General features: G+C 48.9%; 12 protein-coding genes. 4 read left to right on the top strand and 8 right to left on the bottom strand.

Annotation, left to right across the window (positions count from 1 at the left end; all coding sequences use genetic code 11):
• The first annotated feature begins 225 nt into the window (after positions 1–225).
• From aspS to eno, 3 genes are all read left to right on the top strand, one after another.
• Positions 226–1,593: an aspartate--tRNA(Asn) ligase gene (gene aspS / locus NSB25_RS23245; protein WP_103241803.1), complete on the top strand. Its 1,368-nt coding sequence runs from the start codon at positions 226–228 to the stop codon at positions 1,591–1,593.
• Positions 1,594–1,797: 204 nt separating this feature from the next.
• A complete protein-coding gene (locus NSB25_RS23240; RefSeq protein WP_103241818.1) occupies positions 1,798–2,820 on the top strand; it encodes an aldo/keto reductase in 1,023 nt (340 codons plus the stop codon).
• A 149-nt stretch (positions 2,821–2,969) separates the two neighbouring features.
• Positions 2,970–4,295 carry a phosphopyruvate hydratase gene (gene eno / locus NSB25_RS23235; protein WP_103241802.1) on the top strand — a complete coding sequence of 442 codons (1,326 nt, stop codon included), beginning with the start codon at positions 2,970–2,972 and terminating at the stop codon, positions 4,293–4,295.
• Positions 4,296–4,535: 240 nt separating this feature from the next.
• Here the strand turns inward: eno and NSB25_RS23230 are convergent, their stop codons facing one another.
• From NSB25_RS23230 to NSB25_RS23190, 8 genes are all read right to left on the bottom strand, one after another.
• Entirely contained in the window at positions 4,536–4,739 is a 204-nt protein-coding gene (locus NSB25_RS23230; RefSeq protein ID WP_103241801.1) for a hypothetical protein, read from the bottom strand.
• 134 nt (positions 4,740–4,873) lie between these two features.
• Positions 4,874–6,460, bottom strand: coding sequence for an oligopeptide/dipeptide ABC transporter ATP-binding protein (locus NSB25_RS29295; protein ID WP_172455252.1), 1,587 nt, complete (start codon positions 6,458–6,460; stop codon positions 4,874–4,876).
• A complete protein-coding gene (locus NSB25_RS23215) occupies positions 6,435–7,454 on the bottom strand; it encodes an ABC transporter ATP-binding protein (RefSeq protein WP_103241800.1) in 1,020 nt (339 codons plus the stop codon). The genes NSB25_RS29295 and NSB25_RS23215 overlap by 26 nt, the downstream gene beginning before the upstream one ends.
• Complete coding sequence (locus NSB25_RS23210; RefSeq protein WP_103241799.1) at positions 7,451–9,400, bottom strand: ABC transporter permease subunit; 1,950 nt, start codon at positions 9,398–9,400, stop codon at positions 7,451–7,453. Before NSB25_RS23210 ends, NSB25_RS23215 begins: the two co-directional genes overlap by 4 nt.
• Before the next feature lie 15 nt (positions 9,401–9,415).
• Positions 9,416–10,444 carry an ABC transporter permease gene (locus NSB25_RS23205; RefSeq protein ID WP_103241816.1) on the bottom strand — a complete coding sequence of 343 codons (1,029 nt, stop codon included), beginning with the start codon at positions 10,442–10,444 and terminating at the stop codon, positions 9,416–9,418.
• A 100-nt stretch (positions 10,445–10,544) separates the two neighbouring features.
• The gene (locus tag NSB25_RS23200) at positions 10,545–12,725 is read right to left on the bottom strand and encodes an ABC transporter substrate-binding protein (protein ID WP_103241798.1); all 2,181 of its coding nucleotides are present in this window, start codon (positions 12,723–12,725) and stop codon (positions 10,545–10,547) included.
• Between the two features lie 394 nt (positions 12,726–13,119).
• The gene (locus NSB25_RS23195) at positions 13,120–13,833 is read right to left on the bottom strand and encodes a site-specific integrase (RefSeq protein ID WP_103241797.1); all 714 of its coding nucleotides are present in this window, start codon (positions 13,831–13,833) and stop codon (positions 13,120–13,122) included.
• A gap of 95 nt (positions 13,834–13,928) precedes the next feature.
• The gene (locus NSB25_RS23190; RefSeq protein ID WP_172455251.1) at positions 13,929–14,369 is read right to left on the bottom strand and encodes an N-terminal phage integrase SAM-like domain-containing protein; all 441 of its coding nucleotides are present in this window, start codon (positions 14,367–14,369) and stop codon (positions 13,929–13,931) included.
• A 389-nt stretch (positions 14,370–14,758) separates the two neighbouring features.
• Here NSB25_RS23190 and NSB25_RS23185 point away from each other — a divergent pair, with 389 nt between their 5' ends.
• Positions 14,759–17,050 carry an ABC transporter substrate-binding protein gene (locus NSB25_RS23185; RefSeq protein ID WP_103241795.1) on the top strand — a complete coding sequence of 764 codons (2,292 nt, stop codon included), beginning with the start codon at positions 14,759–14,761 and terminating at the stop codon, positions 17,048–17,050.
• Positions 17,051–17,221 lie beyond the last annotated feature (171 nt).

Genomic DNA, 17,221 nt, shown 5'->3' with positions numbered 1-17,221 from the left:
GATTGTAGAGATACGATTTGTGGTTCTTTTTTTGTTCTCTGTATTTCAGAAACGGCAGTTTAAACCTTTCTGTGCAGATATTTGAAAGAAGGTGATAAGATGTGGCAAAAAGACGATGCCCGAATGGACGAATTGAAATGCAGGACAGAATATGTCGGAAGAATGAAAAGATGAAAGAAGACAGAAACAGATAGAGATAAACAGAAGAACAGGAGAAGAGCAGGAATGAAAGAAAAAAAGATACAGGACATATCAGAGATATCAGAACTTGCGGAACACATCGGCGAAACAGTCACACTTCACGGCAGCATCTATAAAATCAGAAAAATGAAGGGGTTTTATTTCTGCCGGGTCAGGACACCGCGGGATGTGATACAGTGCGTCTGTGACAGGCAGGAGCTGATGGAGAAGCTCAGGGAAGAGGCCTGTGTGAGGATTACGGCGGAGGCGGTAAAGGAGGAACGGGCGAAGGCAGGGGTGGAGCTGTATATTCTGTCAGTTGTAATTCTCTCCGAACCGCTGGAGAATATGCCTGTGGTCATCAACCAGAAGGAGATGAGTACTTCCCTGGAAAACAAACTGAATTTCAGGCCGCTGACTCTGCGCAATGAGAAGGAGAGAGCCATATTCAGGATTCAGGAAGGAATTCTGAGAGGCTTCCGCCATTTTTTTGAAGAGGAACATTTTGTGGAGATACACACACCGAAGATTGTGTATGCAGGGGCGGAAGGCGGAGCAAACGTTTTCCGGGTAGACTATTTCGGCAGAGAGGCTTACCTGGCCCAGAGCCCACAGTTTTATAAACAGATGATGGCGGGAGTGTTCGAGCGGGTCTATGAGGTGGGACCGGTTTTCAGGGCGGAAAAGCATGATACGGCCAGACATATCAACGAATATACGGGAGTGGATTTTGAAATGGGCTATATTGAGAGCTTCCGGGAGCTTATGGCCCTGGAGGTGAAAATGTTGCGCTGTGCCCTGAATATGCTTTCCCGGGAATACGCGCATGAGCTGGAGCTTCTCCAGGTGACTCTGCCGGAGCTGCCCGAAGAAAATGAGCCGAATGCCGTGTCCGCAGTGCCGGGAGGGGCGATTCCGGAGCTGAAGTTTACGGAGGCAAAGGAACTGCTTGCGGAAGAACTGGGGCTGGGAGAGGCTGCGCGGGAACAGGCATATGCGCGTCATGATTTTGAACCGGAGGAGGAGAAAATGCTGTCTGAAATCATTTGGCGCAGAACGGGGAGTGAATTTGTCTTTATCACCCATTATCCTGCGGCCAAACGTCCTTTTTATGTGATGGAGGACCCGGAGAGCCCGGAGGAGACGCTGAGCTTTGATCTGATTTTCCGGGGTCTTGAAATTACCACAGGAGGACAGCGCATTCACGATTATAATATGCAGGTGGAAAAAATGTGCAGGCGAGGCATGAATCCGGAAGCCTTCGAGAGCTATCTGATGATGCATAAGCATGGAATGCCCCCTCATGGAGGCCTGGGGTTGGGACTGGAACGCTTTACCGCAAGGCTGCTGAACTTTGACAATATTCGACAGGCTGCACTTTTTCCCAGGGATATTCACAGGCTGACGCCCTGAGGAGATGCTCATAAGTATCTGCCCTGGCCCGGAACTGCTGCCCCGGTTATATATGATATGCAGAATTTCCTTGCGGTTTTGACAGCACTGTGCTATATTGCATAGTAAGATATGGGAGGCAGCGGCTCAGACAGGACCGCTGCGCTGCCTGGAAATCATTCAGACAGGAAGAAGGCAGATTCACAGATCTGCAGGAGGGAATCTATGGCTAAAGTAACATTGGGTAATACCGGAATTACAGCGCAGAAAAATGCATTCGGCGCGCTGCCCATACAGCGCATTTCCGGAGAAGCGGCAGTGAAGTTTCTCAGGAAGGCGTATCAGGGTGGAATTCAGTTTTTTGACACGGCCAGAGCGTATACGGACAGCGAGGAAAAGCTGGGAGAGGCTTTTGAAGGAATTCGGGAGAAAATATATATTGCCACGAAGACCGGTTCGACAGATGTGGAGGGATTCTGGCGGGATTTACATACCTCTCTTAAGAACCTGCGGACAGGCTATGTGGATCTCTATCAGTTCCACAATCCGGATACCTGTCCGAAACCGGGAGACGGCAGCGGACTTTATGAAGCCATGCTGGAGGCCAGGGAAAAGGGAATGGTGCGGCATATCGGCATTACAAATCATCGTCTGCATGTGGCAAATGAAGCAGTGGAGAGCGGACTGTACGAGACGCTGCAGTTTCCGTTTTCCTATCTGGCTACAGAGAAGGATATTGAGCTGGTGAAAAAGTGTGCTGATGCCGGAATGGGTTTTATCGCTATGAAAGCGCTGTCGGGAGGACTGATCACCAATTCTGCCGCCGCATATGCTTTTCTGGCACAGTATGACAATGTACTTCCGATCTGGGGGATTCAGCGGGAAAGCGAGCTGGACGAATTTCTTTCCTATATCGATGCGCCGCCTGCCATGACGGAGGAACTGTCTGCGATTATTGCTCATGACAGAGAGGAGCTTCTGGGAGATTTCTGTCGGGGCTGCGGTTACTGTATGCCCTGTCCGGCGGGAATTGAGATTAACAACTGCGCCCGCATGAGCCTGCTGATTCGCAGATCCCCCTCCGCAGCACATCTGACACCCCAGGCACAGGAGAAAATGAAAAAGATTGAGAATTGTCTGCATTGCGGCAGATGTAAGTCCAAATGCCCTTATGGCCTTGATACGCCGGCTCTTCTGGAGAAGAATTATCGGGATTATTGTGAAATTTTGAAAGGGAAACCTTATTGAAAATGATTTATGAAATTTCACAGACAATTTCGCAGGCAAAGATTTGAGTAACCGACAGCAGTAACAGTATAGCTTCCTCCTTTTACGGAAATACTAACCGGGACAATTTACACAGTTTCCGAAAATATATCCGAAGGAGGAAGTTTTTTATGACCACATATCTGGAAATCAAATCTGTTCATGCCCGGGAAATCCTGGATTCCAGGGGAAATCCTACCGTGGAGGCAGATGTCATCGTGCTGAGTCACGATGACGGACAATGGTATACCGGAACGGCGGCTGTGCCTTCCGGAGCCAGCACGGGACGTTTCGAGGCGGTGGAACTCCGCGACGCAGAACCCCGTTATTTCGGACTGGGCGTGCAGCATGCCGTGAAAAATGTCAACGAAAAGATAGCGCCCTCGCTGGAAGGAAGAAATGCGCTGGATCAGATAGAAATCGACAGATTTCTCGTGGAACTGGACGGCACAGAGAACAAGGAAAATCTGGGTGCCAATGCCACCCTGTCCGTGTCGCTGGCCTGTGCCAAAGCGGCGGCCCGGGCGCTGTCCATGCCTTTGTACCGCTATGTGGGAGGTACCGGCGCCCATCTGCTTCCCGTGCCCATGATGAACATTTTAAACGGCGGAAAACATGCTGCAAATACAGTGGACTTTCAGGAATTCATGATTATGCCTGTCTGTGCGGACAGCTTTTCCGATGCCCTGCGCATCTGTGCGGAGATTTATCATAATCTGAAGAAATTGCTTCAGGAAAAGGGGCTTTCCACAGGTGTGGGTGATGAAGGCGGCTTTGCGCCGGACCTGCCGGACGCAGAAAGCGTTCTGACCATGCTGGTGGATGCAATCAGAGCATCGGGCTACAAGCCGGGAGAGGATGTATGGATAGCCATGGACGCTGCCTCAAGCGAATTATATAATGAGAAGACAGATATGTATCATTTTCCCGGAGAGAGCAGCTTAAAGGGAGAAGAGATTATCCGCAGCACGGATGAAATGATTGCCTACTTTGAAAAGCTGACCCAGGATTTTCCCATTATTTCCATCGAGGATGCATTGGCAGAAGACGACTGGGAGGGCTGGCAGAAGCTGACAGAGAGGCTGGGCGGGAAGGTGCAGCTGGTGGGAGATGATTTGTTTGTCACCAACAAGAAGCGCCTTGCAGCAGGAATTAAGCTGGGGACGGCAAGTTCTATTCTGGTGAAGGTAAATCAGATAGGGACGCTGACAGAGGCCTTTGAAGCGGTGGAGCTGGCACAGAAGAATAATTACACTACTGTGATGTCCCATCGCTCCGGCGAGACCGAGGATACGACCATTGCGGATCTGGCAGTGGCCTGGAATACCGGACAGATTAAGACCGGAGCACCCTGCAGAAGTGACAGAGTGGCGAAGTATAACCGACTGCTCAGGATAGAGGAAGAGCTGGGTGGTGCCGCGGAGTATCCGGGGCTTACGGCTTTTCATGTGCAGTAGTATCTGAGATACCCGCAAGGACCGGCAAAGGGATTTCTCCTAAAGCAAAGGGACGCCGCAGAAGAGGTGGAGGTTCTTTGATAACGCGCTGAGGAAAGAGCTACCGGCCTTCTCTGCCGTCCCTTTGCTTTTACCCTGACCTGCTGCAGAAATCTCGCGGAAGGCTCCAGGTAAGTCCCTGCAGAGATTTGGCTCTGGCCTTTTTATTAGAAGTCATTGGAGGTAAACAGGGCAGAACCGCTACAATCCCACGAACAGAAGATAACATATGCCCAATAACAGCAGCAGAACCAAAATGACCGGCAGAAAAATGGAAATGACAGAAGCCAGCAGCATGGCCGGCAGATCACTTTTTTCCAAAGGTTCCTGCTGTAATTGTTCTTCCTTATCATAATCAATTTCTTTGGGAATTTTTTTCCAGGCTTTTCTCATGATTTTGCTCATCCAATTCTGCAATGTCCCGCCATCAGGTGAAATTCACAGTATCCCGTTACTTGCTGCGGCTGATAAGACCTTGTGCCGCCCATACATATGAGGAGATACTGCGGGGGGACATTGCAGAAATCATAATTGAAATATTAACGCTGATTCGTTGCAAGCTTTACATCAAACAAATAATTTCCGTTTTCATCCACCTTTTGCTGCTCCGCAAAGTGGCAGGCCACGAAATGTCCCGGTTTTACTTCTGTGAGTGCGGGTGGAACCACCTTACACTTATCGCAGGCCATGAAACAGCGTGTATGGAACTTACATCCGGAAGGAGGTTTGATAGGACTGGGAATATTGCCTTCCAGGATGATGCGCTCTTTGGTGAGGCTGTCAGGGTCCGTGGTGGGGATGGAAGACAGCAGCGCAATCGTATAAGGATGACGGGGATCGCTGAAGATCTCGTCCGTCTCTGCCACCTCTACCATATTGCCCAGGTACATGACGCCGATACGATCCGAAATATAGCGGACCACGGATAAATTGTGGGAGATGAACAGGTATGTGAGCCCTTCTTTCTCCTTCAGCTCCTGAAGCAGATTGATAATCTGGGACTGGATGGAAACGTCCAGAGCGGATACACATTCGTCGCAGACCACAAATTTCGGTTTAACTGCCAGAGAGCGGGCAATACAGATTCTCTGTCTCTGACCGCCGGAAAACTGATGAGGATAACGGTTGTACATATAGTTCTGCAGGCCGCAGGAATTCATTACCTCGAAGACATATTGCTGCATTTTTTTGGAACCGGCTTTGTAGAATTTGTGAGTTACCAGTCCTTCCTCGATAATGCGTCCCACGGTCATACGGGGATTCAGAGAAGAGTAAGGGTCCTGGAAAATGATCTGCAGGTCCTTGCGCAGATGGCGCATTTCACTGTATTTCAGTCTCTTGAGATCCACACCGTTATCCAGCATTGCCTCATATCTGGCGAATTCCTCATCCTTTGCATAGGGAGCTTTTAACAGGGCGATTTTTTCTTCTGTTTCCGCTGCGGAAGCCAGAAGTTTTTTCTGTTCGCCGGTCAGCTCATCTCGCTTTTTCCTGAGCTTTGCCAGCTTTTCCTGTATGGCCTGTGCCTTCTGAGGCGTATCTTCCAGCAGGCTCTCCTGTACTTCTATTTCCAGCTCAATGTCTTCTGCCCTGGCGGCAATGGAAGCAGCCTGGAAAGCGAATTTATACTTGTCGGAGAGGAGAGCGGCACCCTGGCGGGTTTCCTTAACCATGAAGCCGCCCAGAATCTTTGCACAGTAATCCAGCGCCGTTTTGGCGTCGCAGAGTGCCAGATTCTTGTCCTGCAGGTCGAAGAAAGTGGCATTGTCGCCCAGTGCATCGCACTTTTTTGTCATTTCTTCGGCATGTGCCGTTGCCTTATGATATTTCTCAATATATTTTTCTGCGTTGGAGAGAGTATCCAGTACATATCTGGGAGCCACCTCTTCCAGGGTACGTCCGTAATACATGGTGCTGCCGGCAGTCTGCTCGTACAGCTGGAGCAGGACGCGGCCCAGCGTGGACTTACCGCAGCCGGATTCGCCTACCAGACCAAAAGTTTCTCCTTTATAAATGTCGATAGAGATATCTTCGTTGGCCCGGACGTACATCTGTTTTGCGAAGAGAGAGGATTTCGCCACGGGGAAATATTTTTTTAAATTAGTGATTGACAGTAATTTTTCCATGTTCGGAGCTCCTCCTTTCTTCCTTGCTGGGATAGAAACAGCGAATCAGCTGATTCTCTGCGACCTGGGCCAGGGGCGGCTCATTGTCGATACATTTCTGGGTACAGTATTTGCAGCGGGGGGCAAATTTGCAGCCCTTCGGCAAATCCAGAGGATGAGGCACCACGCCGGGAATCGGGTCCAGCTTGGACCGGTCGTCATTCAGCCTGGGAATGGAGTACATCAGTCCTTCTGTATAGGGATGGCTTTCTTTGCAGTCTGTAAAAATCAGCTTTGCAGGGGCCTGTTCCACTACCTGACCGCAGTACATAACGACCACGTCGTCGGCCATTTCGTTGATGACGCCCAGATCATGGGTGATGAACATGATTGCGGTGCCGTTTTCTTTCTGCAGGTCATTCATCAGCCTCAGGATCTGCGCCTGAATGGTCACGTCCAGAGCCGTGGTGGGCTCGTCGGCAATGAGAATGTCCGGCTTACAGGCCAGCGCCATGGCAATCATGACACGCTGACGCATTCCGCCTGAGAGTTGATGGGGATATTGACGTGCCACAGCCTCCGGATTGGGAATCTGCACGGCACGCAGCATTTCAACACATTTTTTCTCAGCTTCCTTTTTGCTCATATTCTGATGAATGATAAATGGCTCGGAAAGCTGCCGTTTTATGGAGAAAACGGGATTCAGGCTTGTCATGGGTTCCTGGAAAATCACGGAAATCCGGTTGCCCCTGATATGGTACATCTGCTGTGTGGTCACTTTGGCCAGGTCCTGCCCGTCAAAAGTGACGGTGCCGCCTGCAATGTAGCCGTTGGCATCCAGCAGCCGCAGAACACTCATGGCGGTGACACTTTTCCCGGAGCCGGATTCCCCCACAATTCCCAGAGTCCGCCCCGGATAAATAGAATAAGATACATCGTTCACGGCCTTAACAGTGCCGTTTCTCGTCTTAAAAAAAGTACGAAGGTTTTTCACTTCAAGTAAAGCTTTTTTCACTTTTCTACCTCCGATTTCGGATCAAGCACATCCCGCAGTGTGTCACCGATGATATTGATACAGATAACCACAACGGAAAGGAACAGTGCCGGGAACACCCATCTCCACCAGAAAGACTGGATGACCAGGGCATTGCGGGAACCGTTCAGCATATTGCCCCAGGTAGGCCGGGGAAGCTGTACGCCGAAGCCCAGATAGGAGAGGGAAGACTCTGTCAGCATACAGCTGGCAAAATCCAGGGTTACCGTCACAAGGATAACGGATACAATATTCGGAAGGATATGCCGGAATGCAATTCGCCTCTCCTTGACACCCATGGAGCGGGCAGCGGTGACGAATTCCTTCTCACGTTCGGCCAGAATCTGACCTCTCACCAGTCTGGCCAGTCCCGTCCAGGACAGCACACCCAGAATCAGCATGATAATCACGATTCGGGTATTCTCGTGGATATCGGAACCCTGGAAAATGGCGGACAGACACAGGGCGAAGGGCAGGAAAGGAATCGCGCCCACGATCTCCGTCAGACGCATGAGAAGCATATCCACAGCGCCTCCGAAGTATCCCGAAATACATCCTATGATGATACCGATAATGGTGGAGACGATAACCGCCACGGCTCCTACCGTCATGGTCATCTTACCGCCGTTCATGATACGGTTGAACACATCACGGCCCATGTCATCGGTTCCCATAAGATATCCTTTCAGTCCCCAGGAGTCAACGAATTTTCCATCTTTGAAGGCATAATTCTGGAAGCCGCTGGCATATACCTTATCCACGGCGCCTTCCTCGGTCAGCGCCCCGGGAATTTTACACTGATTGCGGTAATTCTGTCCCCACGCATAGACACGGCCCTGATCAGTGGTCAGAACGAAATGTCTGGTGCCGCCGGAGACGGACACTGCGTTTTCTCCCTCCAGAAGCTCCGGCTGCGGCTCTTTCATGCCGCTGACAATGATTTCACCGTCATCCAGTACCAGCGCCAGAGCATTGCCGGAAGCGGCGATATCGGTCACCTTTCGTTCTCCTATATATTCGAACAGGTCAACAGTGACATTCTGTCCATTTTCATCCGGCATACTGATAAGATTATATTTGGTACTTTTACCGCAGACAAATATTCCGTATTCGTCGATTCCGTAGATACCGTCATTGGTAAATGCCAGTTTGACAATTTTGCCCTCTTTTTTACTGTGCTTGATGACAGAAGAGAGGTTTGTGGCACTTAAGCCGTCATTACCCCAGGCATAGATGGTGCCGTCTTCCATGAGGATGGCAGTTACCTGGTTGCCGCAGATCAGCTGACGGACCTGAGAGGCGTCGATGGTTCCTCCGTTCATCAGCTCATCCGGCTGCTTGCGGGCAGCTGCAATCATGGAACCTTCATGGCCATACTGACCATTGTCAAATTCACCCCAGGCGTAGACTTGTCCGTCCTCGGAGATAGCCACACAGTGGTCAGAACCGGCCGCCACATGGACAATTTTGTTATTTTTCACTTCTTCGGGAATCTGCATGACGTCCCTTGCTGGATCGCCGGAAATGTTTACATACTGTCCCCACATGGAGACCTTTCCGTCAGTGTCCACGCCGATGGTAAAGGTACCGCGGGAAGAGATATCCACCACGCCGTCCTTCATGCCGTCGGGAAGCTTCATCAGGCTCTGCGTGGGAGCCATATTGGTGTGCAGCATCTCACTGCCGGTTTCCGTCAGGTCTGCGGGTGAGATTGCAGAACCAATGAATACGAAGAGAAACATTCCGGCCAGTATAATAACCGCACCTGTGGCAAGCGGCTTGCGGAAGAAGCGCTTGACGGCCAGTTTGCCAGGACTGTCATAACGTTCATCGGCAACTGTCAGTTCTTTGGAAGCTCCGAAGAACATTCTGCGGAGCCAGCGGAAAGGAGCAAAGCCTTTCCGGGAGGAAGCTTTCTTATTTTCCATTTTTCTTATTCCTCCTTACTTATTTACCCGGACTCTGGGATCAGCCAGGCCGTAAGCGATGTCGACGATCAGGTTACCAAGAAGCCCCAGAATAACATAGAACATCTGAAGCAATAATACCACTTCAAAGTCCTTGCTGTTCAGGCTGAGTATATAAATGCGGCCTACACCGTTGAGACCGAAAATATTTTCAATAACAATAGATCCTGAAAAGATACCGATAAACCATCCGATTACCAGCGTGATGATGGGAATCAGCGCATTGCGGAATGCATGAGAATATATGACTGTCTTCTCCACCAGTCCCTTGGCTCTGGCAGTACGGATACAGTCAAGAGAAAGTGCCTCTGACATGGATGCCCTCACATAGCGGGTCATGCCGCCCAGGGATGAGAACGTCATAACAATCAGCGGCAGAGCCATATAATAAAGTCTGTCTTTCAGCTCGGCAAAGCCGGTGTAATTGGAACCCGGCGTCTTCATACCGGAAACGGGGAACCATCCCAATACAATGGCGAAAAGCCAGATAAAGACAATTGCAATAATAAAACCCGGAATACTGTAGCCCACGATGGTTCCCACCTGGACGGCGGTATCCCTTTTACTGCCTCTGTGGACAGCACAGAAAATACCCAGAGGGATTGTAATACCCAGGCCGAGAATCGTTGCAAAAATGTTGATAAAAACTGTATTTTTCAGAGGATCTGCCAGTACTTCTTTTGCAGATCTGTCATATTCATAGCTGTAACCCAGATTCCCCTGAAGGATTCCGTTGTATTTTCCATTGATGGGCGCCAGGCCGATCCAGCCCAGATAACGCACCACCACATTCTGATCTGTTCCCAGCTCTTTTCTGAGTTCTTCAATCTTTGCCAGGTAAAGTTCGGTGGCATTTTCCGTAGTCTTAAGTCCTTTTCTGAAGGGCTCCGCCTCGGCTACCGCCCGGTCAAAGGGAATGAGAGAGTACACGAAGAACATGAGAAAGGAGAGGATCATGAGAACCACAACCATATAGCCAAATCTTTTCAGTATATATTTGCCCATATCATACCCCATTTCTGATATTGATGTTAAAATGGAGCAGTCGTTTTGACGGCCGCCCCATCTTTTTTACTTTCGCATCGATTGAAACCAAACCTGCAGCTTAGAAGCCTTTCACATTTGCATAGAGAAGAGCAGCTGCCGGACCGCGGAACGGACTGGTGTGGAAATTCTCAATCTTGGAATTGTAAACATCATAGTAGTAGTTGGAGTACAGCGGGATGTCGGGCATCAGCTCGTTCCATCTCTCCACATAACCCATATACCACTGGTTAAACTCCTCTTCGGTTGTGGCAGTGTATACCATACCCATAGACAGATAATCCATACCCAGTTTGTCGCCGGATGCTTCCACCGCTTCCTCATAGCTCAGCTTATCAGCCTTGATATCATAAGGGAAGTCGATATCATAGGAGTCATACAGCTTGTTGGAAGAGTTGGTAAACCATGCAGGGTCATGAGACCACTGGTAGGAAGTATCAAGGTTTATCAAAGTTGAAAAACCGGTAGCCAGGTTGTACATGCCATAAGTAGGAACACCGTTGTAACCATAGCTGGGCTCACGGTAAATCTCACCCAGAAGCTTGTTGAAATCACCTGTAGTAGAACGAATTACCATACCTGTTGCAGCCAGATCAGAACTGTTGGCCAGTGTGGTGGAAATCAGGTCGGTCACATCGTTGGGAGTAGAACCGAACCAGTTGATTGCCAGAGGCATGTAGTATTCGCCGTTGACTTCAACAGTTGCATAAGTCACACCATCCGTATTGGAAACGGAAGCATAGGTCTTGTTAGCGCCGTCCAGAGCATTTGCTTCGTCAGCTGTCAGCTTCTTATAGCGTACCGCATCAACGCCTTCGGCACCTTCCACGAACGGCTCACCCTTGGAGTTGTAAATCCATCCGCCGTCTTCCAGAACCTTCTTGGCAGATTCGGGAGAGAAGGAATAGTCAATCAGTTCGACTTCATCCTGTATTGCCTTCCAGGGAGCAAGGTCAGGGCTGTAAGGACCGTCTACCACCACACCGTAACCGCCGGTAAAGGTCTGGCAGAACTCGGTACGGTTCAGCAGATAGGCAATTGCCTGACGAACTTCCTGGAACATGGTGGGACCAAAGTCACAGTCAAACTGAATCTTACCGTAACCGGCTCTCTGATAATGTGTCTCGGAGAAGTTCTCGCCGTCTACCACTGCCAGCGCTGCCGTGGTATCCTTACCTCCGGTCACACCGCCCAGGATATCCGTGCCGCCGGTGGTAAGTTCTTCCAGCTGTGTCTCCTGAATCAGCTTTACATAAACGATGGTTTCGATAGAAGGGGTCTGACCTTCATAGTTTCCTTTGAATTCAGGATTGATGGTCATGGTAGCCTGCTTGGTGGAAGCATCCCAGTCGGAAACCACATAGGCACCGGAATAAGGGTACTTGGTCAGATCGTAGCGATTTGCCTCGATCTCGGCTGCCTTCACATAGCTGTCTCCGTTCTTCTCATAGAAGTTCTCAGTTAAGTACGCGCCGTTGCCATCATCCATGATGTCCACGCCTTCGCCCAGGAACAGGCCCATGGGAGCCGGACTTATACCAGCATAAGTATAGGCGAAATAGTACGGATAATAATCGGAAGATACGGTAACGGAAAAGCTGTAATCGCTCAGGAGGCGAACTCCCTTGAACTCTTTGGAAGCTCCTTCCGCTTCCTCGCCTGTGTAAGCTTTGAATTCCTCAAATCCTACAAAAGCGTTGCCTACCATAGCGGGATGGCCGGCTTCCATGGCAACAGGAGTGGAAAATGCCAGAATTCTTGCCAGATAATTCTTAGCCGTGAGAGGAGAACCGTCACTGAAGGTCAGACCTTCGTTGAGCTCTACTGTAAAAGTAGCGGTTCCATCTTCATTTTCTGTCTCTGTGTGGCTCTTTACGGCGGTGTCATTCCACACCATGTTTCCATCCTCTGCCACTTCCTGTGTACTATAACCTATGGTCAGACGTCCGACATCCTGATCGGATGCGCCCACGGAGCTGGTACCCCAGCCGGGATAACGGAAATCTCCTGTCAGGTCAGTGGTATTACCCATGATTACCTTGTTCTCATACGTTACATCGCCGGTGGTCTCCGAAGAGGACTCGGCGGGAGTCTCGTCGGAACTGCTCTCAGCCGGAGTGGATTCTCCGGAAGACTGATCCGACAGTGTGCTGCTGTCTGCGGGCGCATCATTACCGCAGGCGGCCATGCTTAAGGCCATTGCGGAAGCCAGCAGAACTGCAAGTAACTTTTTTCTTTTCATAATGCTTTTCCTCCTATTATGATATTGTTCTGCATACTTTTACGCTGTATTGCTTTAAATCAACAGGCTTAACAAAAAAGGATTGAATAATATTTATTCGCTCCTTTGCTGAATACTTGTATACAATGTAGCGGTCTATGCAGCTAACGTAGTTTAGTATAAATTAAACTTAAGAATGTGTCAAGATTTTTTTGTATCCTTTTTTACGGAAGGCAGTTAACCGCACAAGTCGCATATTGTGGAAAATGGTCATATTCTTCCGTGATATGGCATTTTAGATGACAAAATCAAACAAATAGCAGGGTTTTTATGCTTTTCCAGGTTTAAAATTACTCAAAGCACAGATTAGACAGACCAAAATATAGACAAAACATACAGCCCGAATTTTGGCCGGTTAACAATTGGCTCTGATGAATTCATTCAGCTTGCTGCTCACCACTCTTTTCTGCGCTTCAAAACTATGAGCGTAAATATTCATTGTTGTGGAACAGTTAGTATGTCCCAGATATTTTGAAATATCCACAATATTAACATTAAGATAATTCAGCAGTGTGGCGCAGGAATGTCTGAGGCCGTGAAGCGGAATGAGCGGCAGTTCTTCTATTCCGGCGGCCTTAGCCTGCACAGGGTATTTCCGAACCCATTGATTATGATATTTCAGATGCTTCACAAAATACTGATAGGCAGTGGAGTGGCCCATCAGCCTGCCGTCAGAGCGGATAAAGAGATTGTCTTTGCCCTGCCATTCTGTGCCAAGCTGCAGACGCAGCAGCTCATATTCTTTTCTATACTCTTCCAGCAGGGAAAATAAGCGATCCGGAAAAGGAACTTTTCGTACCGCTGCCGGCGTCTTTGGCTTCTTATAGCCAAATCCTCTTTCCGTTTTTCCAATAGATTTGGAAATCGAAATCTCCAGGGTATCAAAAAAGATGTCCTCCCAGTGCAGAGCAAGAATTTCCCCTTTTCTGAAGCCGCAGAAAATGGAAAGTGTAAAGAAAACTCTGTATTGCAAAGGTACCACATGCTCCTTTTTCCCATATTTTGTCTCATATACCATGTCCAGAGATTTCAGGAAAATCAGAGATTGCTCGGGTGTAAAATACCGCAATGCTGCTGTTTCCTGCTTTTGTTTTGGCTTCAGCGCATTCTGACATGGATTATCCGCAATGATATTCCACCTTTTTGCCGTTCCGAAGATGCAATTCAGTACATTGGCATAACGTCTGATTGTGCCGGGGAATAAATGTCTGTCAGCGTCCTGTAAAAAGCCTCGATATCCGACGTTCTGATATGGGCTATTTTATAACCATTAAAATAAGGAAGAATTTTGCTCCGCAATAATTGTTCATATCCCACATAAGTTCCGTAAGCAAGCGTATCTTTCACGTTTTCAAGCCATTTGCGGGAAAAATCTTCAAACAACAGTCTATTGTCGCAGTGTTCATTGCCAGATTTCAGTCTGTCTTCCAACTCCAGGGCATATTTCAGAGCTTCTTTTTCCTGCTGTCTGAAAGTAGCAGACTGGCTGACGGGACAGGTAAAATTTCTGACCATTTTATTCCCCTGTTTATCATACCCCATACAGATGACGATACGATATACCACCCGGCCGTTTTTGTGTGTAACTCTTTTCAATGATGCCATTTTACAACCCTTCTTTCTTCTTTTGTTTGAAAGTCTTCCGATTTGCCTCTCCAGCATTTACCAACTCCCCGGACTTTCATGCATGATGGAACGATTTCGTGGGAGTTTAGTATGACAAACATCTGTTTGCAACTGGATTATAACAGGCAGATTTTGAAAAGTCCAGCCGCCCAGAAGAACATGGAATCCGGCCTCTTTCAGTATGAAAAAAGTATGCTGCCGCCTTATATATGACAAAGAAAAGCAGAAAAAACCATCGTTGAGGTTATCTGTGTGTAATTTATACTAAACTACGTTAAACAATTGTATACACCCTTGCATTGTATACAAGTATTCAATGCAGACATGAAGTATACAGTTCCATATTTAAGAAGGAGGAGAAAAGCATTATGAAAAGAAAGAAATTGCTTGCCGTTTTGCTGGCTTCAGCTATGACCGTGAGTATGGCCGCCTGCGGGAATGATTCCGCGGACAGTACGCCGCTTGGCGAATCATCAGCCACGGAAAGCACTGAGTCCAGTGCGGCCAGTGAAGAAGTCAGCAGCGAGACCCCTGCCGGGGAGCCGGAGCAGGAAGCTGTTGTGGCAGAGCTGAAGCCTCTTGCCAACAAAGAGTACGGCACCGATTATGTGTCTCTGTATTCCCAGTTCGGAAAGGAGACCAGCATTGCCGATGTAATCGAGGATGAGGAGACCGGTTTCGCCTACATAGAGCGGGACGGTGTGCGTTATCAGCTTGGTCTGGATTTCCTTTCCATGGCTATGGTGTACAATACTGCAGTTCCTGAAGGTGGGATATGGGAGACAGAAGACGATGTTTATGCCAACTGGTGGAAGCTTTATATGCAGCGCTGGAACTATATGATGCCGGAGGTTCCCCTGTACTCCAATGAGTATTATGATATGTATAATGCACAAATCAAGGGTGTGGCTGAACATCCCACCAATCCCTACTGGGGACCGGAGATGGCTCTGATTGACTGGACCAGCGAGAAGGCGGATAACAGCATTATCATCGGAAATGTAACCGAGATGTCCGGTAAGTTCCGCTATGCTGCATTTGGCGGCACCAATCCTAATGCCACGGATCTGGCGATTCAGAATATGACGGTAGGTATGCAGACAGTGGCGACCAACAAGGAAGGCGGTTTTGAGTGGAATACTACCGTTCTGGCTTCCGAGCCCGAAGCAGTGGAGAATGCAGATGGAAGCAAAACCTATACCATTAAAATCAAGGATAACCTGAAGTTCTCCGACGGCAGTCCTGTTACCGCAAAAGATTATCTGGTATTTACCATGGTATTCTCCAGTCCGGTAGCCGTTCAGGCAGCAGGTAAGGATCATCAGTCCGGCAGAACTATTGTAGGCTTTAAAGATTTCAATACCTACACCGGCCCTGATTCCGCAGAAGGAAAGAAGACATTTGCCGGACTGCGTATGATTGACGACTATACTTTCTCTGTAACCATTGATGCCGCAGAGCTGCCTTATTTCTATGACATTACCTATGCAGGCTTCTCCGCATATTATACCCCTATGTGGATAAAAGATGTGGAGATTAAGGATGACGGCGAAGGCGTATACTTCTCCGATGAGTTCTATACCATGTCTGACGGAGAGAAGTACGACATGGCCGCACATATTGAGGAGATTTCCCGCAATACCGATACCACCTATCCTTACTCCGGACCTTACGTGGTAGAGAGCTATGATGTGGCGGATTCCTCCGCAGTGCTGAAGCTGAACCCTGAATTCCCCGGTAATTACGAAGGTGTGAAACCCAGTATTGAAACAGTTGTTTATAAACTGGTAGTCAGCGCTACCCAGCTGGTAGACCTGCAGTCCGGCGGTGTGGATGTGTTGTCCGGCATTACCGGCGGCAATGAGACCAACGAGGCTGTGGCCCTTGCGGACGGCGCACCTGATAAGTATGTTTATACTCATTACAGCCGTGCGGGCTATGGCAAGCTTGGCTTCCGTGCTGATTTCGGTTCCGTACAGTTTACGGAAGTTCGTCAGGCCATCGCATACTGCATGGACCGTGCGGGATTTGCAAAGGAATTTACCGGCGGCTACGGCGGTGTGGTTGACGGCCCTTACTATACCGGAAGCTGGATGTATCAGGCGGCGGTCGGACAGGGGATGATGCTGGACGCTTATTCTACTTCCGTAGACAGTGCGATTGCAGTTCTGGAAGAAGGCGGCTGGGTATATGATGCGGAAGGAAATGCCTATACCGAAGGTGTGCGTTACAAGCAGATTCCGGCAGCGGAGATGAGCGAGAATGATAAGACCTTCCAGTCCAAGGACGGTGCTTATAAGACCACTCAGGTGGGTGATTACTATTATATGCCTCTGGTGCTGAACTGGTATGGCACTACCGACAATCCGTTCACGGATCAGCTGATGACCGGATTTGCCTCCAATGAGAATATCAAGGCTGCAGGTTTTGAAGTACAATATACTGTAGGTGAGTTTAATCCCATGCTGGATGAGCTGTATCAGGCTGCCATCTATGGTTACTATAGCGGAACGCCTCTGTATACCTGCTTTAACTTTGCTACCGGGTTCACAAGTGCCGCATATGAGTTTGCATATAATCTGACCATTGATCCTGCCATGTATGACGACTATAGCCAGTACTATGTCAAGGATGAAGCCGATGCTTATTGGCTGAATTAACGAAAGCTGCTGAAGGCAGTGGCGTCGGTGATACACTGACATGAGACACTGCGGGAGAGTAGAGCAAGGGTGCAGGCTGCTGTCAGCTTTTGACGGCAGCCTGTGCTGTAATTCATGAGTACTCTCGGAAACTCTCTTGCAATTATCACTTTTATTGTCTGTCTGCAAATC

It is taken from the genome of Acetatifactor muris, assembly GCF_024623325.1.
GTDB classification, from domain to species: domain Bacteria; phylum Bacillota; class Clostridia; order Lachnospirales; family Lachnospiraceae; genus Acetatifactor; species Acetatifactor muris.
Note: the sequence above shows the minus strand (reverse complement) of the source record. Positions and strands in the feature narration are given on the sequence as shown.